The sequence below is a fragment of the Flavobacterium ovatum genome (assembly GCF_040703125.1).
GTDB classification, from domain to species: Bacteria; Bacteroidota; Bacteroidia; order Flavobacteriales; family Flavobacteriaceae; genus Flavobacterium; species Flavobacterium ovatum.
The window spans coordinates 418484-445421 of the sequence record NZ_CP160035.1; the positions used below are offsets into that span (position 1 = coordinate 418484).

Consider the following 26938-nt stretch of genomic DNA (forward strand, 5'->3'; position numbering starts at 1 on the left):
CAAATCACCTCCTGAATTCACTCAAAATAATCGCTGTAGCCGTTGCTACATTTAAACTTTCAGTAATTTGTAAAGCTCCAAAACGAGGAATTGAAAGCCTTTGAGTAATTATTTTTTCTAAATCTTCAGAAATTCCGTTAGCTTCATTACCCATGATGATAATTCCTTCTTGAGGTAAAGAATACTTATAAATATTTTCCCCATCCATAAAAGTCCCAAAAATAGTTTTATTAGTTTGACTCAAGTAAGTATTCAAACTCACATAATTCACATTCACTCTCGCAATTGAACCCATAGTAGCTTGAACTACTTTTGAATTGTAAATATCTACCGTCTCATTGCTACACAACAACTGCTTTATACCAAACCAATCACACAAACGGAGAATTGTCCCCATATTTCCTGGATCTCGAATAGAATCCAATGCTAAGATTAATCCTGAATCAATAATAGGTTTTTCTTCTGGAATTTTAAAAACCGCCAAACAACTATTAGGAGTCGCGAGAGCTGTTATTTTTTTTAAATCAGCTTCTTGCGTAATCGTTTTGCTTGCTACAGCAACGTCTGGAAAATCATTTTTTGTAGTAAACAAATGAACCAATTCAAAATTAGAGTTTAGCAATTCTTGAATACCTTTTACGCCTTCGGCAAAAAACATTTGATGCGCAACCCTATACTTTTTTTGCTGTAAACTAGTTATAAGTTTTATTTGGTTTTTACTAACCATAAAAATATGTACTTTTGAATTAAATATTATTAGAACACTTGAAAAAAATTTCTACAAAAATATCAATTATTATTCTAATAGGAATAATTATATCTGCTTGTAACGCTGAAAAAAGAGTTCCAGAGGGGAAACACCTACTTACAAAGAACAAAATCACAGTAAACGGAAAACGCACTAATGAAGAAAATGTAACCAATCAACTGTACCAAAAACCAAATAGTACCTTACTAGGATTCCGATTACGTTTGAATTTATACAATTTAGCCAACCTAAATCCTGACTCGACTTATCAAGCAAAATTCATTGCTGACCCGAAAAAATACGAACGTAAATCAAAATGGCTATCCGCAAAACAAGTAAACCGATTAGGTAAATCTTTTTGGTACCATGGCATTCATGATTTTTTAAAAAAAACAGGCGAACCACCGGTTATTATTGACACTTCTAAATCAAAAAAATCTGTTTCAAGACTCAAATCCTATTATTTTAACGACGGATATTTTAATATAAAAGCAGACTATCAATTTGACACCCTTAAAAAGAAAAGAGCACAAATTCGTTACAAAATAGTCACAGGAAAACCATATTTACTAGACACCATAAGAACTACTATTGCTACACCTGTACTCGATTCGCTGTATGAAGCAACTAAAAACCTAAGTGTTTTAAAATCGGGCAAGCAATTTAAAACTGAAAATTTTGAAGAAGAGAAAAACCGTATCAACACAAATTTCAGAAATAATGGTATTTACCATTTTCAACCTACATACATCAACTTTGACATCGATACCATTCAAAAAGTAAACAAGGCTAATGTAAATCTTATTATCAATAATTATTCGTATCAAGACAAAGATTCTACCAGAACAAAACCGTTTAAAAGATTTACAATCAGCGAAGTAAACGTCTATACTGATTACACAGCAACCAATAGTAACACTCCTATAAAAGACAGCACGACCTATAAAAACTTTAATCTATACAGCCACGAAAAATTAAAATATAAACCATACGCTATCACAGATGCTATCTTTATTAATAAAGGCGGTTATTTTGCAGACAATAAAACGGTATTAACAACACGTTATTTAAGTAACTTAAAAGTTTTCAACTACCCTATTATTCAATACGAAATAGATAAAAGAGACACTACCTATAGTTCATTGATCACTAAAATATATTTAACTCCACGAAAAAAATATAGTTTTGGAGCATCATTTGACGTCACACATTCTAACATCCAAGACATTGGTATCGCTTTTAGCCCAGCAATAACGATACGAAATATATTTAAAGGGGCTGAGACGCTTGAAATTTCAGCGAGAGGAAATATTGGGTCTTCTAAAGATTTAGCCAATCCTAACAATCAGTTTTTCAATGTATCTGAATACGGTTTAGATTTAAAATTAAATTTCCCGAGAATATCTTTCCCCTTTGATACTGAAAAAATCATTCCTAAAAGCATGATTCCATCCACATTGATCACCACTGGTTTTTCGAGACAAACCAATATTGGTCTTGACAAAGAGAATTTCACAGGGGCATTCTCCTATAATTGGACCCCAAAGAAAAATAACAGTGTAAAATTTGACTTACTCAACGCTCAATTTATCAGGAATTTGAATATTGAAAATTATTTTAATGTTTACAGCTCTTCCTACGATGCTTTGAATAAAATTGGACAAACATATAGCACTAATTCATCTTATTTTAATTCTGGCGATCTGAAAATTGAAGAAGGCACTAAAGGGTTTACCTCTGATGTACTTTCAGGAAACACTGCATTAATCGAAACTGACACGGATTACAAATCCGTAAAGAGCATCGAGGAAAGAAGGGTAAGGCTCACGGAAAATGATTTCATACTGTCTACCAGTTTTACTTTTTCAAAAACAACAAAAACTGACCTTCAAGACAATACTTTTTACCTTTTTAAAACAAAATTAGAATCGGCAGGTTCTTTATTATCATTGTTTTCAAGAGCTACGAAATTACCAACCAATTCAAATGGAAACTACGAATTATTCAACCTAGAATATTCTGAATATGTAAAAACTGAATTTGACTATATTAAACATTGGGATTTAACCAAGGAAAAAGTATTAGCCGTACGTTCCTTTTTTGGCATAGCCTTACCATTTGGCAATGCAGATTATATTCCGTTTTCTCGAAGTTATTTTGCTGGAGGTTCCAATGACAACAGAGCATGGCAAGCCTATAGTTTAGGACCTGGAAGCAGTGACTCGACCAATGACTTTAATGAAGCGAATATGAAAATTGCCTTGAGTGCCGAATTTCGATTCAAAATTCTTGGAGATCTAAAAGGAGCTTTATTTGCTGATGCTGGAAATATTTGGAATGTCTTAGACAGAGAAACAGACGATAAATATATTTTCAAAAACTTCAATAGTTTACAAGACATGGCTTTGGGAACTGGATTTGGATTAAGATACGATTTAAGCTTCTTTATTGTTCGATTTGATTTTGGGTTCAAAACCTACAATCCTGCCAATGAAATAGGCGAAAAATGGTTTAAAGAACTTAATATTTCCAAGTCTGTATTAAATTTTGGTATAAATTACCCTTTCTAATCCTATTTAATTCTTATTTTTGCAATCTTAAACTAAGAACTAAGAATAACTAAAAACAATTAAAATGGCACACAACATCAAACCGGGCGTAGCTACAGGAGATCAAGTTCAAGAAATTTTCAACTATGCAAAAGAAAAAGGATTTGCTCTTCCCGCAGTAAACGTAACGGGTTCAAGTACTATCAACGGAGTTCTTGAAACTGCAGCTAAATTAAACGCTCCAGTAATTATTCAGTTCTCAAACGGTGGAGCTCAATTCAACGCTGGTAAAGGATTATCTAATGCAGGTGAAAAATCAGCTATCGCAGGTGGTATCGCAGGTGCAAAACATGTTCATGCTCTTGCAGCAGCTTACGGAGCAACTGTAATTTTACATACTGACCACTGTGCAAAAAAATTATTGCCTTGGATTGACGGTTTATTAGATGCATCAGAAGAACATTTTGCTGCAACTGGAAAACCATTATTTAGTTCTCATATGATTGATTTATCTGAAGAACCAATCGAAGAAAACATCGAAATCTGTAAAGGATACCTAGCTCGTATGAGTAAAATGGGAATGACTTTAGAGATTGAATTAGGAATCACTGGTGGTGAAGAAGATGGTGTTGACAACTCTGACGTTGATAGCTCTAAATTATACACACAACCAGAAGAAGTAGCTTTTGCTTACGAAGAATTATCTAAAGTAAGTCCTAAGTTCACTATTGCTGCAGCTTTTGGAAACGTTCACGGTGTTTACAAGCCAGGGAACGTAAAATTAACTCCAAAAATTCTTAAAAATTCTCAAGAATTTGTACAAAAGAAATTCAACACGGGAGACAATCCAGTTGATTTCGTTTTCCACGGTGGATCTGGATCTACAGTTGAAGAAATCAGAGAAGGAATTAGCTACGGTGTTATCAAAATGAATATTGATACTGACTTACAATTTGCTTACACAGAAGGTATCCGTGACTATATGGTTAAAAACATCGACTATTTGAAAACTCAAATTGGAAACCCAGAAGGTGGAGATGTTCCTAACAAAAAATACTACGACCCAAGAAAATGGATTCGTGAAAGTGAAGTAACATTCAACACAAGATTAGAGCAAGCATTTGCTGACTTGAACAACGTGAACACACTATAAAAATTATGAATTATGAGTTGTGAATAATTAGTTTACTCACTAATTTCACAACTCATAACTTATAACTCATAACTCATAACTTATAGATATGGCTTGGTTTAAACGACAAGAAAAGGGAATCACTACTGCTACCGAAGACAAAATGGATGTCCCAAAAGGACTTTGGTACAAATCTCCTACTGGAAAAATCATTGATGCTGAAGAATTAGAACGCAATCTTTTCGTAAGCCCTGAAGATGGTTTCCACGTAAGAATTGGTAGTGCAACGTATTTTGAAATTTTGTTTGACAACAATGAATTTGTTGAATTGGACAAAAACTTAACTTCTAAAGACCCTTTGAACTTTGTTGACACAAAGAAATATTCAGACCGTCTGAAACAAGTTATGGAAAAAACTCAACTAAAAGACGCAGTACGTACTGGTGTTGGAAAATCAAAAGGTAAAGAATTAGTCATTTGTTGCATGGATTTTGCCTTTATCGGTGGATCTATGGGAGCTGTTGTGGGCGAAAAAATCTCTAGAGGAATTGACCACGCTATCAAAAACAAATTACCATTCGTGATGATATCCAAATCAGGAGGTGCTCGTATGATGGAAGCCGCTTATTCTTTAATGCAATTAGCTAAAACATCAGTAAAGTTAGCGCAATTAGCAGAAGCCAAATTGCCTTACATCTCTTTATGTACAGATCCTACAACCGGAGGAACCACTGCTTCATACGCCATGCTAGGAGATATCAATATCGGTGAGCCTGGTGCATTAATTGGTTTCGCAGGACCTCGTGTGGTGCGTGACACCACTGGTAAAGACTTACCAGAAGGTTTCCAAACAGCAGAGTTTCTATTAGAACACGGTTTCTTAGACTTTATAACCGCCAGAAAAGATTTAAAAGACAAGATTAACTTGTACATCGATTTAATTCAAAACATCGATATTAGATAAATGAAAATCCCGAGCAATCGGGATTTTTTTTGCATTATACTCTCCCACAAACAGCATCTATTTATTTTTCATTAGGAGCAGAACGATTCCGTTTTTCAAGAACACCCCTCCTGCTCTACGCTATCTCTCTTGCATTGGCTATCGCCATACAAGAGGATGCCGCTACGATCAGGGCTATTAATTACATCCATTTTCCAGAAGATATTTTGTAAAAATATCTTATTATATATGAGTAACTCTGAAATAAACATTCGTAAACACACCCAATCTCACGGATGTTGTCACGTCCCAAAATAGATTTACAATTACATTCCCGTTCTAATCGCTTCTACAGGGTCTAATCTGGAAGCGGTTATTGCTGGGACAATTCCAGCAATTAAACCAATGATCGCTGCTAAAAATGTCCCCAGAAAAACATTCCCATAACTCAATACAAATTCAAAATCGGCCATATTGGTCGCTACGATAGACATTATAAAAACCAATACTAAACCAATAATTCCCCCAATCACAGAAAGAATCACGGATTCAAACAAAAACTGAAATAAAATAAACCGATTTTTTGCGCCCAGTGATTTTTGAATTCCAATTAAATTGGTTCTTTCTTTTACAGAAACAAACATGATATTGGCAATTCCAAAACCACCCACTAGCAATGAAAACCCACTGATAATCCAACCCATCACATTCATTTGACTAATAATCCCATCAATAAGATTGGTGAATCCTGAGAAAATATTGATAAAAAAATTATCAATTTGCCCATCTTTCATCCCTCTAAAATCTCTTAATTTCCCTTTGAGTTCGGCTTGGTAAGCATCCATATCTACTCCGTTTTTAGGTTTTAGAATAATTACAGGAGTCATGGCATCATTATTATCGCCGTACATTCTTCGTAAAAAATTAACTGGCAAAAAAACCGAAGTATCATTACTGTCCCCGAACAAACCTGCTCCTTTTTTTTTCAAAACACCAATCACGGTAAATCGTTGACCATATAACCGAATGTTTTCACCTATTGGATCTTGGCTATCAAAAAGAGTGTTTGCTATTTCATAACCCAAAACAATTACCGCTTTACCTGAATTGGATTCGGACTCATTATAAAAACGTCCTTTTTCAAACTCTAATCCTTGGATATTGATAAACTCACCTGAAACAGGTACAATATTCACATCACTAACCGTCTTATCTTCATGTTTGAGCATTTCTCTATTGACAAACAATTGATACCCTACTTCTTCCGTATTGTTTAAGGAACTTTTTAAATAAATATACTCATCATATTTCACATTAGGAAACTGCTCTCTTTTCCATTGTGGAATTTCCGACGGACCAAAAGAAAATCGCATCAAATAAATAGTGTTTTTATCTAAATTACTCAAATCACTGGTGATTTTTCGATCCAAAGAATCCACAGCAGCCAAAACTGCAATAATAGAAAAAATACCAATAGTCACGCCCAACAATGACAACAAAGTTCGCAACTTATTATTGGTCAACGCATGTAAGGCAAAAGCAAAGCTCTCTTTTAATAATCTGAGATATAAACGCATTATTTCATGAATTTTGAATCAAGTAAAATTCCTAAATTTATTTTCAAAAACCTAACAATTTTAAACAACTGCTTCATTCTGAAAGGCTTTTTTAATAAAATAACGTCAAATATTGCCTATTTCCAAATTATCTCTTTTTGAAATAGCTTAATTTTCAGTTTAAAAAACTATTTTTGCACTTTCAAATTATAACACAAGATGAGCACAACAAAAACAATACAATCGGCATTAATTTCAGTTTTTTCTAAAGAAGGTCTAGAGCCTATCGTAAGACAACTACACAGTCAAAACGTAACCTTATATTCTACAGGAGGCACAGAAGACTTTATTAAAAACTTAGGGATTCCTGTTGTACCAGTTGAAGATGTGACTTCTTATCCATCTATTTTAGGAGGAAGAGTAAAAACATTACACCCTAAAGTTTTTGGAGGTATTTTGAACCGTCAAGACCATGAAGGAGACGTTCAACAAATGGTAGAATACAATATCCCGCAACTTGACTTGGTAATTGTAGACTTATATCCTTTTGAAAAAACTGTAGCCTCAGGAGCTAGTGAAGCAGATATCATTGAGAAAATTGATATTGGTGGAATCTCATTGATTCGTGCCGCTGCAAAAAACTTCAAAGACACTGTAATCGTTGCTTCTGTTGATGATTATAGTTCGTTTTTAGATTTAATCACTAAACAAGACGGAGCGACAACTATTGAAGATAGAAAATTATTGGCTTCAAAAGCATTTCACGTATCTTCTCACTATGATGGCGCCATCTTTAACTATTTCAACACTGACGAAACTTTCTACAAAGAAAGCATTTCAAATGGTCAAATATTGCGTTATGGAGAAAACCCACACCAAAAAGGATTCTTTTTTGGAGATTTCGAAGCAATGTTTACCAAATTACACGGTAAAGAATTATCATACAACAACTTATTAGACGTAGATGCTGCAGTGAATTTGATTACCGAATTCAAAAATGATGGACCTACATTTGCAATATTAAAACACAATAACGCTTGTGGCCTAGCTTCGAGAGATACTATTGAAGAAGCATACAATGCGGCTTTAGCATGTGACCCAACTTCAGCATTTGGTGGTGTATTAATTGCCAACAAAACAATTGACGTGGCTACCGCTATTGAAATCAACAAATTATTCTGTGAAGTAGTAATAGCTCCATTATATGATTATGAAGCTTTAGCCATTTTACAAGAAAAGAAAAACAGAATTATCTTAATCCAAAACGAGGTAGAATTACCAAACCGTCAAGTAAGAACTTGCTTAAACGGATTATTAATTCAAGATAGAAACGACATCACAGACAATAAAGAAGACTTAAAGACCGTTACTGTTACAGCCCCAACAGAAAAAGAGGTTGAAGATTTAATCTTTGCTTCTAAGATTTGTAAAAACACTAAGTCGAATACGATTGTTTTTGCTAAAAACGGTACATTGATTTCATCAGGAACAGGTCAAACTTCAAGAGTCGATGCTCTGCTTCAAGCAATTGAAAAAGCAAAACATTTTGGATTTGATTTGACAGGAGCTTCAATGGCTAGTGATGCCTTTTTTCCATTCCCTGACTGTGTAGCTCTTGCAAAAGAGGTTGGAATTACAGCCGTTATTCAGCCTGGAGGATCCATAAAAGACGGATTGAGTATCAACTATTGCAATGAAAATAATTTGGCAATGGTATTTACAGGAACACGTCATTTCAAACATTAATTTGTTTAACTTTGTGCGCAATTATATTTATAACTTTTAACCCAAAATAATTTATGGGATTTTTTGATTTCATGACTGAGGATATCGCGATAGACCTTGGTACCGCTAATACCTTAATTATTCATAATGACAAAGTCGTTATTGATAGCCCATCCATAGTTGCTCGCGATAGAATTTCAGGCAAAATTATTGCTGTTGGGAAAGAAGCCAACTTGATGCAAGGTAAGACGCATGAAAACATTAAAACAATTAGACCTCTAAAAGACGGTGTAATTGCTGATTTTGATGCTTCAGAAAAAATGATCAGTATGTTCATCAGAAGCATTCCCGCTTTAAAGAAGAGAATGTTTACTCCTGCCTTACGTATGGTAGTATGTATTCCATCTGGAATTACTGAGGTGGAAATGAGAGCTGTAAAAGAATCTTGCGAAAGAGTAAACGGAAAAGAAGTTTACTTAATCCACGAACCTATGGCCGCTGCAATTGGTATTGGAATTGATATTATGCAACCAAAAGGAAATATGATTGTTGATATCGGTGGAGGAACTACTGAAATTGCAGTTATTGCTTTAGGAGGAATTGTATGTGATAAATCTGTAAAAATTGCAGGTGACGTTTTTACAAACGATATCGTTTATTATATGCGCACCCAACATAATCTATTTGTAGGTGAAAGCACTGCTGAAAAAATAAAAATTCAAATAGGAGCTGCTATCGAAGACTTAGAAACTCCTCCTGAAGATATGTCTGTTCAAGGTAGAGATTTACTTACCGGAAAACCTAAGCAAGTAGAAGTATCTTATAGAGAAATTGCTAAAGCACTAGACAAATCAATCCAACGTATAGAGGATGCTGTAATGGAAACATTATCTCAAACACCTCCAGAATTAGCAGCAGATATCTATAATACTGGCATCTACTTAGCAGGTGGGGGATCTATGTTGAGAGGATTAGACAAAAGAATCTCTCAAAAAACAGATTTACCTGTTTATATTGCTGAAGATCCATTAAGAGCTGTTGTTCGTGGAACTGGAATGGCACTTAAAAATTTAGCTAGATTTAAAAGCATCTTAATCAAATAAGATTTCCTTATATGTATCTGAATTTTTATTTAACTTATCTAAGCTATCAATAATTCAGATACTTACGCCAATTTTGAAACACATAATCAAATAAGAGAATGCAGCAAATATTTAATTTTATATTCAAAAACAGTAATCGACTACTGTTTTTGCTGTTATTATGCATTTCGTTATTGCTTACAATACAATCGCATTCATTCCACAAGAGCAGAATCATTAGCTCCGCTAATTACGTAAGTGGTGGTGTGTATGAAAAAATAAATAATATAAGTGAATATTTGAATTTAAAAACTCAAAATGAAGCTTTGGCACTTGAAAATGCTCGACTGAAAAGCATTTTATTTAAAACCAAAGACACTTCTGAAATTAGAAAGATAGAAAGTCTTAAAGGGGTTGCTCCTGATGACATTCTTGTTTCAAAAGTGATTCACAACTCGTACAACGCTCATGAAAACTTCATCACTTTAAATTCAGGCTCCCTAGAAGGAATTGAATCTGATATGGGAGTAATCAACAATTTAGGAATTATTGGAATCGTTGACAAAACTTCACCTAACTACGCAACTGTTGTTAGTCTTTTAAATATCAAATCTCAAATTAATGCTAAGATTAAGAAGTCTAACCATTTTGGCTCACTAGTTTGGAATGGGAAAAGCACTGGATTCGTTCAACTTATTGACGTACCTAGATTGGCATCAGTTAGAAAAGGAGACACTATCGTAACAGGTGGACAATCTGTAATCTTTCCAGAAAACATTAATATTGGTACTATTGACAAAATCTACATTGACAATAAAACCAATTATTACACTTTGAATATCAAACTTTTTAATGATATGACTAATTTAGGTCATGTATATATTATAAAAAGCAAGTATAGAGACGAATTGAATAATCTAGAAAAACAAAATAAAAAAGATGAATAGCACTTTGTTAGTCAATGTTTTTCGGTTTATACTATTATTAACCGTTCAAATAGTCATTTTCAATAATATGACTTTTTTGGGGTTCATTTTGCCACTTCCATATATATTGTTTATATTACTATATCCAGTAAATGGAAATAAATCAGGTCTATTAATTTCTAGTTTCCTATTAGGATTAACCATGGATTTTTTCTCAAACTCTGGCGGAATACACGCTACAGCTTGTTTAGTTTTAGCCAATTTTAGACCATCAATTTTTAAATTCTCATTTGGTATCAGTTATGAATATCAAACTATTAAAATAAATGACTCCTTAACGCCTGAAAGATTTTCATTTATATTGCTTGCTGTATTAATACATCATATAACAATGTTTATACTAGAAGCTTTTCAGGTAAATTTTTTCTGGGATATCTTGATTCGAACACTGTTAAGTTCTGTATTCACTGTACTCAGTTGTATTATTATAATCTATCTTATTAAGCCAAACAAAAGATGAGAAAACTCCTGCTGCCTACTTTAATTATCATTGCAGCATCATTGCTACTAATTCGAATATTTTATTTGCAAGTCATCAACGATACTTTCAAATTAAAATCAGACAATAACGCAATAAAAATTAAATACGACTACCCAGAACGAGGATATATTTTTGATCGAAATGGTAAATTACTAGTTGCGAACCAAGCTTCTTATGATATCATGGTAATTCCTAGAGAATTAAAAAACATTGATACCTTAGAATTCTGTCAACTTCTTAATATTACAAAAGAAGATTATATAAAGAAAATTGAAAAAGCTAAAGTCTATAGCCCAAGGCTTCCGTCTGTTTTTTTACCACAGTTAAACAAAAGTGAATTTGCCGCCTTTCAGGAAAAAATACGAAAATTTGAAGGTTTCTATTTTCAAAAACGATCTTTACGCGACTATGAAGTCGATTTTGGAGCCAACATTTTTGGCTTTATCACACAAGTAAACGAAAGACTTATTGAAAAAAATCCTTATTACAACAGTGGAGATTTAATAGGTCGACAAGGGGTTGAAGAAAGTTATGAAGAAATTTTACGAGGAATTAAAGGTATAAAATACATTCAAAAAGACAAATACAACCGAGAAATTGGATCATATAAAGAAGGCAAATACGATACTATTGCAGTTCAAGGCGAAGATATTAACCTAACAATTGATGCCGAGATCCAAAGGTACGGCGAACAATTAATGGCCAATAAACGAGGGGGAATCGTAGCTATAGAACCTAAAACGGGTGAAATTTTGGCATTGGTTACCGCGCCATCCTACGACCCATCCATTCTAGTAGGAAGACAACGTTCTAAAAACTACACTTTACTGTATCATGATTCGATAGCAAAACCACTATACGACAGAGGATTACTAGCAGAATATCCTCCTGGCTCTCCTTTTAAAATTTTAACAGGACTAGTTGCACTGCAAGAAGAAGTTATTGACGAGCAAACTACATTTGTTTGCCACCATGGATTTAGTTATGCCCCTGGAAGATTTATGAAATGTCATGGATCAGGACCACACCAACTGAATAATGGGATATATAATTCATGTAATACTTATTTTGCGAATGTTTATTTACGCATAATCGGAAAATACAAAAGTACACCTTATGCTGTAGATGCTTGGAGTAATCACCTTAAAAGTTTTGGACTTGGACAATTTATGGGCTATGATTTACCTACTGGTAAAAGAGGAAAAATCCCAGACTCTAAAACGTACAAGAAAATTTACCCTGATTGGAACTATAGTGGAAAAACTATTATTTCTAACTCTATAGGACAAGGTGAAGTTCTAATGACTCCAATACAGTTAGCTAATATGATTGCAACAGTAGCTAATGAAGGTTATTATTACACACCTCATATTATAAAAAAAATAAAGGGATCGTCAATTGACAAAAAATTCACTACTAAGCATGTTACAACAGTTGATAAAAAATACTTCAAGCCTATGATTCAAGGATTATTTGATGTTTACAACTTTGGAACTGCAAGCTCTTTAAGAGTAGAAGGAATAGATATATGTGGAAAAACCGGAACTGCGGAAAACTTTGCTAAGATTGGCGGAAAAAGAGTTCAGTTAAAAGATCACTCTATATTTGTTGCGTTTGCTCCAAAAGACAATCCAAAAATTGCTATCGCTATTCTGGTAGAAAATGGTGGATTCGGATCAACTATTGCAGGGCCAATTGCCAGTTTAATGATTGAAAAATACCTTAGAAAAAAAATTACTAGGGTCGATCTAGAGAAAAGAGTTCTTGGAATTAGCTTAAAAGATCAATATGCCAAGTTAGGCGGAATGAAGGAATCCGAGGCTATTGAATCTTCCCCAAGTGATTCTATAGCCAAAAAAGAGACAATAAAAGTAAAAGTCGATTCGACTAAAGAAAATTAACTAGAGATTATTACAATGAAAAATCAAAGTATAAAGAAAAATCTCGATTGGAGCTGTGTTATCATTTATGGTGCTTTAGTAATACTAGGATGGCTAAATATCTATTCATCATCACTTTCATCTCCCGACAACACTTATCAAAAACAATTGATATTCATCATACTGACTATTCCATTGATTTTCATCATACTTGCCATAGACGGAAAGATGTATGAAAAATATGCGAGTATTATCTTTATGATTTCCTTATTGTCACTTGCCGGATTATTTGTCGCAGGTAAAACCATTGCAGGACAGCGCTGCTGGTATGCGATTGGAAGTTTCACACTACAACCTTCAGAGTTTGCCAAAGCAGCAACCTCATTAGCCATCGCAAAATATTTGAGCGATTCACAAATTAACCTGAAAGAAATCAATAGACAAATACAAGTATTGGCAATTGTCTTCTTACCCGTACTTCTTATCTTACCACAACCTGACCCAGGAAGTGCACTTATTTATAGTATTTTCTTTATTGTATTATACAGAGAAGGATTGCCTGCTTGGTATGTTTGGACAGGGTTTATTACAATTGTATTATTCGTTTTAACTTTGGTTATCGAACCACAATATGTCATTTTAGGAGCATTAGCTACTCTAATTTTAATCTATTTTAAATCGCGACTAGGAGACAGAAACATTATCGTAAGCAGCTTATTATTTGTAGCCATGTCTGGGTTTGTTCTATCGGTTAACTATGTTTTTAACAATGTTTTCAAACAGCATCACCGCGATCGATTTAATATCTTATTAGGAAAAACTGTCGATTTAAAAGGCGTCGGATATAACACCAATCAATCTGAAATTGCGATAGGTTCTGGCGGATGGTTTGGAAAAGGTTTTTTGGAAGGTACGCAAACTAAAGGTGGATTTGTACCGGAACAACATACTGATTACATTTTCACTACTGTTGGAGAGGAATGGGGGTTTCTAGGCTCTCTTACTGTGATTGCTTTATTCGTTGGCTTATTCCTTAGAGTTATTTATTTGGCCGAAAGGCAAAAAACTAAATTCAGTAGGGTTTACGGCTATTGTGTTGCGGGTATATTATTCATTCACTTCTTTGTGAATCTTGCGATGGTCATTGGTATATTCCCAACCATCGGAGTTCCTTTGCCCTTCTTTTCATATGGAGGTTCTGGACTTTGGGGATTCACTATTTTACTTTTTATTTTCTTAAAAATGGATGCCAATAAAGTTAATGAATGGTAGGCTTTTAATTAGAAATCCAAAACTTATAATCTGTATTTTTTTCTAAAGTATTTTCGAGTTTATCTTCAAGTTTTGGGAAAAAGTCAATTCCAGTAATCTTTTCTATAGAATCAACCGAAACAACGTATTCGTACAGCGCTTTGTTACTTTTTTCATTAGGTAATAGAAAAGCAATCATTTTAGGTTGACTATTTTTATCACTTTTAAAGATGATTTTATAGAAATAATTAGGAACGACTACCTTTTCACTACCAATTGTTCGGTTACTATTATCCAACACTCCTCCAGTAATTATGATAATCCTATTGTATCTACTAGCCCAATAGCGTACTTTTTGTTCTAATCTATTCCAAATCCCTCCGTTAAACTCATGCAATTGTGGTGATATATTCGAGGTATAAAAAGTATCATTATAAGCATCTTGATTAAAATCCATATCACCAGCAGGACACAAATGACCTTTATCATAGCCCGATTTTTTATAATTCCTCCAACTAGCAGAACCAGTTATAACCAATGGATCTTCAATGAAATAAGGTCTTTTAAAGTCATTGTTTTTTAAATATTCTTTCTTTAATTGATAAGCTAACCATTCCGCTTGCTCTGCTTTTTCATCGTAAGACAATGTATAATACTCATGCTTAACGATTTGGTTTTTAGAAGGTTTTGGAAGATAATAATTCCATCCTTCTTTATCGATGGAGTTAGCTGAAACATCCTGCTCTAACCCCGTATTATCCAAAGTTGTTTCCTCGATATTCAAAACTGTATTTCCGTTCGATTTTGAATCAATTTTACAAGAGTAACTTATTAAACAAATAAAAACGCTCCAAAAAAACAAGAAGAGTTTTTGGAGCGTTTTAAAAATTATAGACTTATTGGTATTCTGCATTCAAATTGAATTACGATTTTACTAATTTATCTTTTTTTTGAGATGTATTTTGTTTTGAAACAGGCTTTGTTTGTAAATCATCCAACACATTTAATGCTTCTTCCACATAAATGTCCTTAGACAATGATTCATGCCATCTGTCTCTTTTCTCTTTTAATATATTATCCTTCTTGGTTTCATCCAACTCATAAGGCAAAGAGGTAAATTGTAAATTATTTTTATACTGAGAAATCGGTTTGTATTTTTTAGCCTTCTCCTCAATATCTTTCTGGGCTAGTCTGAATTTATCTAGATTCAAACTATACGTATTCTCTACGCTTCTACTATCTATCCATTTAGCATTTTCATCAATTAATTTAAATTGCTCACTAGAATCAATACGTTTTTTACTATTTAAGATTGCTTTATTGAAATTCTCGTTTTTGTTCCAAACGGTGTATTCAGCAGCATCAATTTTATCCCATGGCATTGCATTTTCTACATCACGCTCCCCCATTTTCAAATAAGAATATCGATCTGGCATTACAACATCGCTACTAACTCCTTCCAATTGTGTAGAACCTCCATTGATTCTATAAAACTTTTGAGTAGTCGTCTTAAGCGCTCCTAAATCCCCAACAGCACTATTGCGTACAAATTGGTTTAAGTCAATCACATTTTGAACAGTTCCTTTACCATAGGTTTGTTTACTACCAATGATAACTCCTCTTTTATAGTCTTGAATGGCTGCAGCCAAAATTTCAGATGCCGAAGCCGAAAAGCTATTAACCATAATAACTAATGGTCCATCCCATTCTATTTTTTTATCACGATCAAACAGCACTTCTTTTTTCCTACCAGCAGATTTAATTTGGACAATTGGGCCTTCATTAATAAATAAACCCGCAATATCCACTACCGTTGACAATGACCCACCACCATCATCACGAACATCAAGAACAATTCCATCGACTCCAACTTTCTTTAAACGTTCAACCTCTAGTGCAATATCTTTTCCAGCGTCTCTTCCGTTTTTATCTTCAAAGTCAATATAGAATTTAGGTAAATAAATAACTCCGTAATTCAGACCATTTTTATTTACAATGCTTGATTTCACATAGGTCTCTTCAATTTCAACAATATCTCTAATAATTGAAATTACAGTAATTGTTCCGTCAACTTTTTTTACCGTTAAACGTACCTCAGTGCCTTTAGGACCTTTAATTTTCTTCACCACATCATCTAGACGCATCCCTACCACATCTACAGGATCAGCAGTTCCTTGTGCCACTTTCATCACTACATCACCGGCTTCTAACTGTTTACCTCTCCATGCTGGCCCACCTGATATCAATTCAGAAATTTCAGTGAAATCATTTTTCTTTTGAAGACGAGCACCTATCCCTTCTAACTTTCCACTCATACTAACGTCAAAACGTTCTTTTTCATCAGGAGCAAAATAATTAGTATGGGGATCAAAACGAGCAGTAATCGAATTAATATAAACTGAAAACCAGTCATTTCTATTCAAATCTCCCATAAAACTAAAGTACTCATCTAGTGATTTTTTAGAACTTTCTCTTGTTTCTTTTTCTAGTTCTTGAACTGATTTAGGTTCATCATTGTCTTTAACTTCTGTTTTTTTGATTTTTGGAGTTACTTCAATAGTAACAGGATTCCCTTCTTCAATATCATCAGTAGAAGAAACATCTTCTACAATTCCTTTGGCTTTGTTTTCTTGTACCTTCAGTCGATCTGTCAATGAAGAAAGCGCTGACAACTTAATTTGTTTGCGCCATTTTTCATTTAATTCTGCACTATTTTTTGCGTATGGAGCTTTTTCATAATCTGTATTAAAGCTTTCGTCAATAGTAAAATCGAATGGTTTTGCTAAAATCGATTTGTAGATATCTTTACTTTCACCCATTCTTTTCATCAATCTTTCATAGGTCAATGTAAAAAACGTCAAATCTTTGTTTAAAATTTGATTGTCAATTTCAGTCTCATATTTTGAAAATTCATCAATATCAGATTGCAAGAAAAAACGCTTAGAAGGGTCTAGCGCCTGAACATAATCCTTATAAACACCTTTTGAAAAAGTATCATCAATAGCGGCTGGACTATAATGTCCTTTTTCTATTACAAATGTTAATAATTCCAAAAGAAGCTTGTCCTTATCAGGGTCTGATTCGTTTTTATAGTTGCTATTAAAGGCAAACAATGTTATTGAAAGAACAACAATTGTAAGAAGTATTTTATAATGTCTTTTCATAAAGTTAATTATAGCATTCATTCAAATTTTTAAACTAAGTTAAATTAAAAACCATGCCATCACCTGTAAAGCTTGCATAATTTTTTGTTAAAGATATAAAAATATTTTTTTTATTTCTCCCTTAATCCTTGAAGTTAATATTTTTTGTTTCCTTTGTTCTCTATTAAATTTCAACGTCTTAAAATCTATTTTTAGACAAAAATAATTATTAAAAAAAAAACAATCATGGATACCCCAAGACCTCTAATCTTAATTACTAATGATGACGGTGTATCTGCACCAGGGATTCGCGCTTTAATTGCTGTAATGGCAGAAATAGGCGAAGTAGTTGTAGTAGCTCCAGACAAACCACAGAGTGCAATGGGGCACGCTATAACCATTAATAACACTTTATTTATAGATAAAATATCAAAAGAAAATGCAGCCATTTTGGAATACAGCTGTTCAGGGACACCTGTTGACTGCGTTAAACTAGGGGTAAATGAAATTTTGAAAAGAAAACCAGACTTATGCGTTTCTGGAATTAATCATGGCTCTAATTCTTCCATAAATGTCATTTATTCTGGAACAATGAGTGCCGCTGTTGAAGCAGGAATCGAAGGCATTCCAGCTATTGGTTTTTCATTATTGGATTACAATTGGGATGCTAATTTTGAAGAAATCAAACCTTATATCAAAAAAATAACTTTGGAAGTTTTAGAAAAAAAACTACCTAAAGATGTGGTATTAAATGTCAATTTACCAAAATTGAAAAAAGAAGAAATCAAAGGAATTAAAATTTGTCGTCAAGCTAAAGCGCTTTGGGTAGAGAAATTCGACAAAAGAACTTCTCCTTTTGGTAAAGAATATTATTGGCTTACGGGCGATTTTGTAAATCAAGACAAAGGCGAAGACACTGATGAATGGGCTTTAGCCAATGGTTACATTTCTATCGTGCCTGTTCAATTTGATTTAACGGCACATCACGCTACACAACAACTCAATACTTGGAATTGGAATGAATAAAATAGATTTACTCTACGGTTTTTTAATTGGCTTTATCACTACCGCGATTGGTTGCTTTGTTTTTATTCAACTTTTTACAGAATGGAATTTTGCAGTTGGGATACAAATCATGCGTTCACAAGGTTATCTTGGAAAAATAATCACCTTGGGCTCCATACTAAATCTAATTGCATTCACTATTTTATTGAAATTCAACAGAGATTTAATAGCAAAAGGAGTTATTTTAGCTGTAATCCTAATGACAATTTTGACTTTATTCCTGTAAAAAAAACAATCTTATTGTTTGATTGCCAATTCAGCAATGACTAATTTTGATTATTGAAATTTCTAAACTTTTCATACTCTACCGATGAAATATTATATTATAGCAGGAGAAGCTTCTGGGGACTTGCACGGTTCTAACTTAATGAAAGCTTTGTACCAAGAAGATGTCCATGCTGACATTCGTTTTTGGGGAGGAGATTTGATGGAGCAAGTAGGTGGGACACTGGTCAAACATTACCGTGAATTGGCTTTCATGGGATTTGCAGAAGTTATCTTTAACCTAAAAACAATTTTAGGCAATATCAAAATATGCAAAAAAGATATTTTAGAATTCAAACCTGATGTTATTATTTTTATTGACTATCCCGGATTCAATATGAGAATCGCTCAATGGGCAAAGGAATTAGGAATCAAAACTCACTATTATATTTCGCCTCAAATTTGGGCTTGGAAAGAAAGCCGCATCAAAGCCATCAAGCGCGATGTAGATAAGATGTATGTGATTTTACCTTTCGAAAAAACATTTTACGAAGACAAACATCAATTTCCAGTTAAATTTGTGGGACATCCTTTGATTGATGCTATTCATAGCCAAAAAGATAATTCTGCAACAAATTTCAGAACTGAAAATCAATTATCAGACAAACCGATTATTGCCTTATTACCAGGAAGTAGAAAACAAGAAATCACCAAAATGCTTTCGGGCATGTTGAGTATTGTTGATGATTTTCCAGACTATCAATTTGTAATTGCTGGAGCTCCAAGCCAAGATTTCTCTTTTTATGAACCTTTTATTACCAAGAAAAACATTCAATTTGTCTCCAATAAAACCTATGTTTTGTTGCAAAATGCCACAGCCGCATTGGTAACTTCGGGAACAGCCACTTTAGAAACTGCACTTTTTAAAGTTCCAGAAGTAGTTTGCTACAAAGGAAATTGGGCTTCGTACCAAATTGCTAAACGAATCATTACTCTAAAATATATCTCACTTGTCAATTTGATAATGGATGAAGAAGTCGTTACCGAATTGATTCAAGATGATTTTAATACAAAAAATATTAAACGAGAATTAACTAAAATTCTGGAACCAAATCACCGCAAGATAGTACTTGAAAAATATGAGGAATTAGAGCAAAAACTAGGCGGAATAGGAGCTAGTGAAAAAACGGCACGTTTAATTGTATCTGATTTAAAACATTCTTAATTTTTTACTTTGAAATATTTTTTACCCCTTTTAGCCTTCATTGTATTATTTACATCTTGTAAATCAACTTCAACTATTTCTAATAAAACTAGTACCAATACAATAGCCGATAAAATTGTAAATAGTGCTGTGCAACATATTGGCACACCCTATAAAATGGCTGGTAAAACGCCTTCTGGCTATGATTGTTCAGGATTAGTTTACAGCACTTTTGGTGAATTTGAAATTAAACTCCCTAGAACTTCTTACGACCAAGCTACCGCAGGTAAATCACTAGGTCAAAACACCAAGAAAGCAGAGAAAGGTGATCTTATTTTCTTTAAAACCAATAACAGTTCCCGTATCAATCATGTAGGTATCGTTACTGAAGTAAGTGAAGAAGAAGTAAAATTCATCCATTCTTCAACTTCTAGAGGCGTTATCATTTCTTCTACCAAAGAATCTTACTACGAAAAAAGTTTTTCACAACTCAATAGAATTTTAGAATAAATACAATTCTTGTTTTAAGAAAATTAGTACTTTAGAGTCATGAAAGTACTTTATTTCCCTCTTTCCAGAATTACGATTGGATTCCTAATAGGTATCCTATTTTCCTATTACGCAAAATTTTCTCTCACGGAAAGCATTCTAACCTTGTGTATCAGTTTGATCCTATTTATCATTAGTTATTTTTATCAAAAAAAAGATACCCAATCCATCTTTTATTTTGGAATATCAACTCTTTTAATCAGCTTTTCAATAGGTGCTACTACTTTAATTTTGAACACTGACTCCAGTCAGACACAACATTACACACACCAAGAATCTTTTTTTGAAAGCGACAACCTCATTGTTGTCCACATCCAAGAAAAAATAAAAAGCACCCTCACCAATGAACGTTATATTGCAAATATTACCGAAATTAACGGAAAAAAAACAACAGGAAAAACACTTTTGAATATTAAAAAAGATTCTTTAAAATCTAAAATAACCAGTGGAAACCAATTAATCATCAAGGGACAACTTTATAAAAACAAAGCAGCATACAACCCAAATGCATTTGATTACGGCAAGTATCTGGAAAACAAACAAATCTACAGCCAACTCTATACCACCCATGAAGGATATCTTATAAGTCCTGAAATAAAAAAAGAAATCTTTTATTATGCTTCAAGACTAAGAACTACTATAATATCTAATTTAGAAAAAGCACATTTTAAGCCCAAAGCACTACATGTTGCTGTAGCCTTAATACTAGGTCAAAAACAAGATGTTTCTCCTGAAGTTATGCAAGACTATCAATTTGCGGGAGCAATACATATTTTATCAGTTTCTGGACTTCATATTGGTTTTATCTTGATATTCTTGAATTTCATTTTAAAACCTATTCCCAATACTCCAAAAGGCTCGTTTATTAAATTAGTAATCAGCCTTGGATTACTTTCTTCGTTCGCAATAATTGCTGGTTTAGCTCCGTCCGTAGTTCGGTCCGTAACTATGTTTTCATTTGTCGCAATTGGATATTATCTCAGAAGAAGCACCAATATTTACCACACTATTATTGTGTCCATCTTATTGATATTACTTGTTCAACCTTATTTTCTATTTGATGTTGGATTCCAATTAAGTTATATCGCTTTATTTTTTATTATCTGGGCTCAACCTTTAATTTCGAGTGTTTGGAATCCAAAGAATAAAATACTGAAATCGATTTGGAAAATTCTCTCAGTTTCTATTGCTGCTCAAATAGGAACTTTACCCATAAGCTTATTTTACTTTCATCAATTTCCTGGTTTATTTTTCCTGACGAATCTAATTATCATTCCTTGTTTGAGCTTTATCATGATTTTAGGGATTGTAGTGATGCTCCTGGCTTCAATAAATTGTACGCCACTATTTTTAATCAAACCTTTTGAATGGAGTATTTATGGGATGAACCAAATTATTAGTTGGATTGCCTCCTTTCGTTCCTTTATCATTCAAGATATCCCTTTCAATAGCTATTTATTAATCAGTTCCTATTTATGCATTATTACCCTAATTATTTGGTTTCAAAAACCAAAATTCTACAAATTACTTGGTGTATTAATTGCCCTGATTTGCTTGCAACTATCCTATATAAAAACGCAATATGAAAGTACTAATGGAAACGAATGGATTATTTTTCATCAAAAAAATAACAGTCTAATCACTGAAAGAAAAGGAGAAGCAGTTTTAGTTTACACCAATGAACCAACAGTTAAAAACAGCAACCTAAATGCTTATCTCACCGGGAACTTCTGTACTTTAAAAAACACTTCCAAGCTTAAAAACCTGTACTTTTTTAACAACCAAAAAATTCTGATTGTAGACAGCTCCGGAGTTTATCCTAAAAACAGTTCGCCAGATATATTGTTACTAACACAATCCCCACGCATAAATTTAGACCGAATATTAAAAACCATCCATCCTAAAATGATAATTGCCGATGGATCAAATTACAAGAACGTGCAAAAAGCTTGGAAAGAAAGTTGCGAAAAACAAAAAATCCCTTTTCACGCTACTGCCGAAAAGGGATTCTATAAATTATAATATTATTTTATTTTTGTTGCAAAAAACCATTAGCTTCAGCTAACCAAGCTTGTGGTCCTCCAGCAACATAACCTGTTTTTCCTAAAGCTTTGAAATTTAATCTACCGTCTTTTTCTTTGACTACATTCGTAAAAAAGACTGTTGGATATCCTTGAATTCCAAAAACTTGTTGCAATTCGGCGTTTTGTTGTTTTATTTCTGGCAACTGTTCCGTTCTTCTTGGATAATCTAATTCCACTAAAACCACATTACTTTTGGCCCATTTTTTAAATTCAGGAGTTAGTAATACTTCTTTTTGCAAACGAATACACCATCCACACCAATCACTTCCCGTAAAAAACAACATCAAAGGTTTATTTTCTTTACTACTTACAGTAATAGCTTCTTTGATATTGGTATGCCATTTCAAGTCTTGTGCCTGACTACTCACTGAAACAATGATCAGTAATACTAGTATTAATTTCTTCATCTTCTTTGGTTTTCTTTTTTATAGTCTAACAAATATAATGCCTTAATTTTATTTCACACCATGCATTAACTTTTTCATAAGAGGTGACAAAACAATCATTATCAGCCCCAAACCTATTGGAATGATGGTAAATATCAAGAAAAAAGTGGATAAACTATATTGTTCGCTTATCGTTTCTATCAATCCCCCCATAGAACCTGCTAATTTATTTCCTGCTCCAAGGAATAGATAAAAGACTCCAAACATAATACCAATATAACTTGCTGGCACCAACTTACTAATATACGACAAACTTACAGGAGAAATACACAACTCCCCTAACGTATGAAATAAATAGGCCATAATAAGCCAAATCATACTCACACGTACCACTGAATTAGCCGTGATTCCCATACTCCCATAAGCTAAAAAACCAAAACCTAATCCTAATAAAGCTAGTCCTAATCCAAATTTCATAGGTCCTGAAATGTTGTAGCTGCTCTCCCACCACTTTGAGAAAAACGGAGCAAAACATATAATAAATAATGAATTTAAAATCCCAAACCAAGATGCAGGAACTTCCGTTTCAGTTGTTGAGAAATCTCTATTAATTTTCCAAATTACTATTCCCCAAATAATGACAAAACTAAGGGCCAATATACTATTTCCTAATGCATAGTCTTTTATCGTTTTTGAAAATAATTTTACCAAAACATAGGTAATTACAATCAAAGGAATAATAGTCAATAAAGCATCTGTAATTTTAAAAATCCAAGCGGTGTTCCCAAACAACTCTCTTTGAGTGAATTTTTCAGCAAAAATAGTCATAGAACCTCCTGCTTGCTCGAAAGCTGCCCAGAAGAAAACAGAAAAAATAGAAAAAATCACCACTGCAATAATTCGGTCACGAATAATATGTGGAGCTGTATTTTCTTTTGCTTCTTTTTCTTTGATTGCTAATTTGGATGCAGCTGTAGGGGGTAATCCTAGGTCCCCAAAAATATTTTGAGTAAAATAAAATTGTAACATCCCAAAGAACATAAAGACACCTGCCAACCCAAAACCTAAACTCCATGAAACTTTTTCTCCAATATAACCACAAAGCATAATCCCTAAAAAAGCACCTGCATTCACTCCCATATAAAATAAGGAATAAGCTCCGTCTTTCTTTTCAGGATGTTTTTCATAAGCATTTGAAATAATTGATGTCATATTAGGTTTAAACAAACCATTTCCTATCATCAAACAACCAATTCCTATATACAAAAACAAGGGGGTTTCCACTGCCATCGATGCGTGTCCTAAAGTCATAATGAAGGCACCAATAACCACGGCCCAGCGATAACCTATATACCTATCGGCTAAGAAACCACCTATAATAGGAGTAAAATAAACTACCATTGTATACGTTCCATATAATGCCATTGCATCTTCTATATTCCATTCCCAGCCTCCTTTTGCAATTGAGGTGGTCAAGAATAAAACTAATAAAGCTCGCATCCCATAGTATGAAAAACGCTCCCACATTTCAGTAAAAAACAAAACGAATAATCCTGCTGGGTGCCCTAAAACAGGGTTTTTAAAAAAATTGTCGTCTGATATATTTTGGTTCATAGGTAGATTTTATGTGCTAATTTAAAATAAATAGTTACTGTTCATTTGTAAAAATAATCTAAAAAACAGATTACAGACTCTCTTTGATAAAATTTGTCATCTTATGATACAATTGAATTCTGGTCATTCCTCCAAAAATACCGTGATTTTTGTCTGGATAAATCTGTGAATCAAATTGTTTATTTGCTTGAATTAATGCTTCCATCATTAGCATTGAATTTTGTACATGTACGTTATCATCAGCGCTACCATGGATCAACAAAAACTTTCCTTTTAATTGACTCGCAAAATTAATTGGAGAATTATCATCATACCCACTTGGATTTTCCTGTGGCGTTTGCATATATCTTTCTGTATAAACCGAATCATAAAAACGCCAATTGGTCACCGGAGCTACTGCAATTGCCATTTTAAAAACATCACCTCCCTTTAAAATACAATTGGCAGCCATAAACCCTCCAAAGGACCAACCAAAAATCCCAATTCTACTTGCATCAACATAATTATAAGACCCGAATATTTTAGCGGCTTCGATTTGATCTTCAAGCTCATATTTACCTAATTGTTTATAGGTTACTTTTTTGAATGATTCTCCTTTATATCCCGTTCCTCTACCGTCAACACAGGCTACAATATAACCTTGTTGTGCCAACATCATAAACCAATAATCATCATAACTATTCCAATCATTTTTAACTTTTTGATAACCTGGTCCAGAATATTGATACATAAAAACTGGATATTTCTTAGAAGCATTAAAATTTTTAGGCTTAATCATCCACGCATTTAATTCATTTCCACCTTTAGTTTTTAGAGTAAAAAACTCCTTTACCGGTAAATCATACCCCCTTAAACGGACTACTAAATCCTCGTTATTTTCTATAAGTTGTAATTCTCTACCAGTTTTAGAATCATTTAAGGTGTAAATAGTAGGTTGAGTAGCTGATGAAAAAATATTGACATAATATCTATAATCAGGACTAAAAGTAGCGGTATTTGTCCCTGACCTTTTGGATAACCGCGTATTATTTGTTCCGTCCAAACCAATACTATATACATCTCGATTAGTCGAACCGTTTTCAACTGATTCGTAGTAAACTTTCTTGTTTTTTTCATCCAAACCGTAAAGACTCGTCACCTCCCAATTCCCTCTGGTAATCTGGCTGATCAACTTCCCTGTTTTGTCATACAAATAAATATGGTTAAAACCGTCTTTTTCAGTTGTCCAAATAAAGCGATTATCGGATAAAAAATAAAGGTTATCTGTATCAACAAAGTCTATATATTTTTTGTTCTTCTCATTCAAAACAACTTTTGTCGTTCCTGTCGTAACATCTACAAATAGTAAATCTAAATTATTTTGATGACGGTTCAGAATCTTAACTGACAACAGCTTTGCGTCATTCGTCCATTTAATTCTTGGAATATAAAAATCATTATAGTTCTCTAAGTTTACTTTTTGTGTTTCTTTAGAAACTACATCATAAATATGTAAAGAAACCATTGAATTATGCTCACCTGCTTTTGGATACTTTATCGTTTCAATAGATGGATATAAATTCGCACCATAAACAGTCATTGAAAATTCAGGCACTTGGTTTTCGTCAAAACGAATATAGGCTAGTTTTTTACTATCCGCACTCCAGTCGAAAGCTCTAACAAATGAAAATTCTTCTTCATACACCCAATCACAAATTCCGTTTATGATTTCATTTTTCTTTCCATCCGTTGTTATGGTAGTTATTGTTTTAGTGCCCAGATCATATACATAAAGATTATTGTCTTTTGCAAATGCAATTTTCTTTCCGTCTGGAGAAAAAGTAGGTTCTTGAACAGGTGAATTAAACACTTTTGTCAATTCCTTTTTATCAATATCATATAAAAAATAATCCGCTGTAAAAGAGTGTCGATAAATGGAATTTTCATTACATGCCAATAAAATCAGACGCTCCGAAGGATCAAAAGAATATCTTTCCACGCGGGGCAACCTGCTGTAATTTTTAGTATCAAATAAAGTCGCTACTTTTTTTAAACTAGCAAAATCATACAAATCAATCTGAATTTTGGAACTGGAATTATCGTGATTTAAGACCGTATATTGGCTAGTTTTCTTCAAAGATTGGAATTCCTCCATTCCTTGCTGCTGAAAAGCACCACTATAAATATCTTCGATAGTTATCTTTTGTTGGGCAAAAAAAGTCCCACTCAATAGTAGAAACAGAAGCGAAAAACAACGAATATTCATGTATGGTAATTTAATGTAAATATGAAACATCAATTTTAGTAAAAATTTTACACTTATTTCCTATTGAATACGTTAAATCCCTTAAAATAATTCTCTAACCTTAGCCTTAGC

At 33.3% G+C, this 26938-nt stretch carries 21 protein-coding genes; 14 read left to right on the top strand and 7 right to left on the bottom strand.

The window, feature by feature from the left end; genetic code table 11:
• Positions 1-4: 4 nt before the first annotated feature.
• Positions 5-727: an RNA methyltransferase gene (locus ABZP37_RS01860; protein WP_366185145.1), complete on the bottom strand. Its 723-nt coding sequence runs from the start codon at positions 725-727 to the stop codon at positions 5-7.
• Positions 728-765: 38 nt separating this feature from the next.
• Between ABZP37_RS01860 and ABZP37_RS01865 the strand changes: the two genes are divergently transcribed.
• The 3 genes from ABZP37_RS01865 (at position 766) to accD (ending at position 5393) form a co-directional block, all read left to right on the top strand.
• Complete coding sequence (locus ABZP37_RS01865) at positions 766-3318, top strand: BamA/TamA family outer membrane protein (RefSeq protein WP_366185147.1); 2553 nt, start codon at positions 766-768, stop codon at positions 3316-3318.
• Positions 3319-3382: 64 nt separating this feature from the next.
• The gene (gene fbaA / locus ABZP37_RS01870; protein ID WP_366185149.1) at positions 3383-4450 is read left to right on the top strand and encodes a class II fructose-bisphosphate aldolase; all 1068 of its coding nucleotides are present in this window, start codon (positions 3383-3385) and stop codon (positions 4448-4450) included.
• Between the two features lie 88 nt (positions 4451-4538).
• The gene (accD, locus tag ABZP37_RS01875; protein WP_366185151.1) at positions 4539-5393 is read left to right on the top strand and encodes an acetyl-CoA carboxylase, carboxyltransferase subunit beta; all 855 of its coding nucleotides are present in this window, start codon (positions 4539-4541) and stop codon (positions 5391-5393) included.
• 305 nt (positions 5394-5698) lie between these two features.
• On the opposite strand, the gene ABZP37_RS01880 is transcribed toward accD, so the two are convergent.
• The gene (locus ABZP37_RS01880; protein ID WP_366185152.1) at positions 5699-6949 is read right to left on the bottom strand and encodes an ABC transporter permease; all 1251 of its coding nucleotides are present in this window, start codon (positions 6947-6949) and stop codon (positions 5699-5701) included.
• 198 nt (positions 6950-7147) lie between these two features.
• Between ABZP37_RS01880 and purH the strand changes: the two genes are divergently transcribed.
• From purH to rodA, 6 genes are all read left to right on the top strand, one after another.
• Positions 7148-8674 carry a bifunctional phosphoribosylaminoimidazolecarboxamide formyltransferase/IMP cyclohydrolase gene (purH, locus tag ABZP37_RS01885; protein WP_366185153.1) on the top strand — a complete coding sequence of 509 codons (1527 nt, stop codon included), beginning with the start codon at positions 7148-7150 and terminating at the stop codon, positions 8672-8674.
• Positions 8675-8727: 53 nt separating this feature from the next.
• Complete coding sequence (locus ABZP37_RS01890; protein ID WP_366185154.1) at positions 8728-9756, top strand: rod shape-determining protein; 1029 nt, start codon at positions 8728-8730, stop codon at positions 9754-9756.
• Between the two features lie 98 nt (positions 9757-9854).
• Positions 9855-10682: a rod shape-determining protein MreC gene (mreC, locus tag ABZP37_RS01895; RefSeq protein WP_366185155.1), complete on the top strand. Its 828-nt coding sequence runs from the start codon at positions 9855-9857 to the stop codon at positions 10680-10682.
• Positions 10675-11181 (top strand): rod shape-determining protein MreD, encoded by a 507-nt coding sequence (locus ABZP37_RS01900; RefSeq protein ID WP_366185156.1) that lies wholly within the window; start codon positions 10675-10677, stop codon positions 11179-11181. Before mreC ends, ABZP37_RS01900 begins: the two co-directional genes overlap by 8 nt.
• Entirely contained in the window at positions 11178-13103 is a 1926-nt protein-coding gene (mrdA, locus tag ABZP37_RS01905; RefSeq protein WP_366185157.1) for a penicillin-binding protein 2, read from the top strand. The genes ABZP37_RS01900 and mrdA overlap by 4 nt, the downstream gene beginning before the upstream one ends.
• Before the next feature lie 15 nt (positions 13104-13118).
• The gene (gene rodA / locus ABZP37_RS01910; protein WP_366185158.1) at positions 13119-14354 is read left to right on the top strand and encodes a rod shape-determining protein RodA; all 1236 of its coding nucleotides are present in this window, start codon (positions 13119-13121) and stop codon (positions 14352-14354) included.
• Positions 14355-14358: 4 nt separating this feature from the next.
• Here rodA and ABZP37_RS01915 read toward each other — a convergent pair whose 3' ends face one another.
• Together ABZP37_RS01915 and ABZP37_RS01920 are read right to left on the bottom strand one after the other, a co-directional pair.
• Positions 14359-15054 (bottom strand): DNA/RNA non-specific endonuclease, encoded by a 696-nt coding sequence (locus ABZP37_RS01915; RefSeq protein ID WP_366187457.1) that lies wholly within the window; start codon positions 15052-15054, stop codon positions 14359-14361.
• Between the two features lie 202 nt (positions 15055-15256).
• A complete protein-coding gene (locus ABZP37_RS01920; protein ID WP_366185160.1) occupies positions 15257-17518 on the bottom strand; it encodes a carboxy terminal-processing peptidase in 2262 nt (753 codons plus the stop codon).
• A 204-nt stretch (positions 17519-17722) separates the two neighbouring features.
• Between ABZP37_RS01920 and surE the strand changes: the two genes are divergently transcribed.
• From surE to ABZP37_RS01945, 5 genes are all read left to right on the top strand, one after another.
• Positions 17723-18502, top strand: coding sequence for a 5'/3'-nucleotidase SurE (surE, locus tag ABZP37_RS01925; RefSeq protein WP_366185161.1), 780 nt, complete (start codon positions 17723-17725; stop codon positions 18500-18502).
• Complete coding sequence (locus ABZP37_RS01930; protein WP_366185162.1) at positions 18495-18767, top strand: hypothetical protein; 273 nt, start codon at positions 18495-18497, stop codon at positions 18765-18767. The genes surE and ABZP37_RS01930 overlap by 8 nt, the downstream gene beginning before the upstream one ends.
• 84 nt (positions 18768-18851) lie before the next feature.
• The gene (lpxB, locus tag ABZP37_RS01935) at positions 18852-19970 is read left to right on the top strand and encodes a lipid-A-disaccharide synthase (protein WP_366185163.1); all 1119 of its coding nucleotides are present in this window, start codon (positions 18852-18854) and stop codon (positions 19968-19970) included.
• Between the two features lie 9 nt (positions 19971-19979).
• Positions 19980-20459, top strand: a complete 480-nt coding sequence (locus ABZP37_RS01940; RefSeq protein ID WP_366185164.1) for a C40 family peptidase — start codon at positions 19980-19982, stop codon at positions 20457-20459.
• 39 nt (positions 20460-20498) lie between these two features.
• Positions 20499-22520, top strand: a complete 2022-nt coding sequence (locus ABZP37_RS01945) for a ComEC/Rec2 family competence protein (RefSeq protein ID WP_366185165.1) — start codon at positions 20499-20501, stop codon at positions 22518-22520.
• 7 nt (positions 22521-22527) lie between these two features.
• Here the strand turns inward: ABZP37_RS01945 and ABZP37_RS01950 are convergent, their stop codons facing one another.
• From ABZP37_RS01950 to ABZP37_RS01960, 3 genes are all read right to left on the bottom strand, one after another.
• Positions 22528-22989: a thioredoxin family protein gene (locus tag ABZP37_RS01950; RefSeq protein WP_366185166.1), complete on the bottom strand. Its 462-nt coding sequence runs from the start codon at positions 22987-22989 to the stop codon at positions 22528-22530.
• A gap of 48 nt (positions 22990-23037) precedes the next feature.
• On the bottom strand, positions 23038-24582 hold the full coding sequence (locus tag ABZP37_RS01955) for a peptide MFS transporter (RefSeq protein ID WP_366185167.1): 1545 nt from the start codon (positions 24580-24582) through the stop codon (positions 23038-23040).
• A gap of 70 nt (positions 24583-24652) precedes the next feature.
• Positions 24653-26827, bottom strand: a complete 2175-nt coding sequence (locus ABZP37_RS01960) for a S9 family peptidase (RefSeq protein WP_366187459.1) — start codon at positions 26825-26827, stop codon at positions 24653-24655.
• Between the last annotated feature and the right edge of the window lie 111 nt (positions 26828-26938).

What these genes read in the sequence shown, in the direction of transcription:
- ABZP37_RS01900 (WP_366185156.1), top strand. Translation starts at nt 10,675, where the DNA reads ATGAATAGCACTTTGTTAGTCAATGTTTTTCGGTTTATACTATTATTA.
- ABZP37_RS01920 (WP_366185160.1), bottom strand. Translation starts at nt 17,518, where the DNA reads ATGAATGCTATAATTAACTTTATGAAAAGACATTATAAAATACTTCTT.
- lpxB (WP_366185163.1), top strand. Translation starts at nt 18,852, where the DNA reads ATGAAATATTATATTATAGCAGGAGAAGCTTCTGGGGACTTGCACGGT.
- rodA (WP_366185158.1), top strand. Translation starts at nt 13,119, where the DNA reads ATGAAAAATCAAAGTATAAAGAAAAATCTCGATTGGAGCTGTGTTATC.
- ABZP37_RS01945 (WP_366185165.1), top strand. Translation starts at nt 20,499, where the DNA reads ATGAAAGTACTTTATTTCCCTCTTTCCAGAATTACGATTGGATTCCTA.
- ABZP37_RS01890 (WP_366185154.1), top strand. Translation starts at nt 8,728, where the DNA reads ATGGGATTTTTTGATTTCATGACTGAGGATATCGCGATAGACCTTGGT.
- accD (WP_366185151.1), top strand. Translation starts at nt 4,539, where the DNA reads ATGGCTTGGTTTAAACGACAAGAAAAGGGAATCACTACTGCTACCGAA.
- ABZP37_RS01960 (WP_366187459.1), bottom strand. Translation starts at nt 26,827, where the DNA reads ATGAATATTCGTTGTTTTTCGCTTCTGTTTCTACTATTGAGTGGGACT.
- ABZP37_RS01950 (WP_366185166.1), bottom strand. Translation starts at nt 22,989, where the DNA reads ATGAAGAAATTAATACTAGTATTACTGATCATTGTTTCAGTGAGTAGT.
- purH (WP_366185153.1), top strand. Translation starts at nt 7,148, where the DNA reads ATGAGCACAACAAAAACAATACAATCGGCATTAATTTCAGTTTTTTCT.
- ABZP37_RS01930 (WP_366185162.1), top strand. Translation starts at nt 18,495, where the DNA reads ATGAATAAAATAGATTTACTCTACGGTTTTTTAATTGGCTTTATCACT.
- fbaA (WP_366185149.1), top strand. Translation starts at nt 3,383, where the DNA reads ATGGCACACAACATCAAACCGGGCGTAGCTACAGGAGATCAAGTTCAA.
- mreC (WP_366185155.1), top strand. Translation starts at nt 9,855, where the DNA reads ATGCAGCAAATATTTAATTTTATATTCAAAAACAGTAATCGACTACTG.
- surE (WP_366185161.1), top strand. Translation starts at nt 17,723, where the DNA reads ATGGATACCCCAAGACCTCTAATCTTAATTACTAATGATGACGGTGTA.
- ABZP37_RS01880 (WP_366185152.1), bottom strand. Translation starts at nt 6,949, where the DNA reads ATGCGTTTATATCTCAGATTATTAAAAGAGAGCTTTGCTTTTGCCTTA.
- ABZP37_RS01955 (WP_366185167.1), bottom strand. Translation starts at nt 24,582, where the DNA reads ATGAACCAAAATATATCAGACGACAATTTTTTTAAAAACCCTGTTTTA.
- mrdA (WP_366185157.1), top strand. Translation starts at nt 11,178, where the DNA reads ATGAGAAAACTCCTGCTGCCTACTTTAATTATCATTGCAGCATCATTG.
- ABZP37_RS01860 (WP_366185145.1), bottom strand. Translation starts at nt 727, where the DNA reads ATGGTTAGTAAAAACCAAATAAAACTTATAACTAGTTTACAGCAAAAA.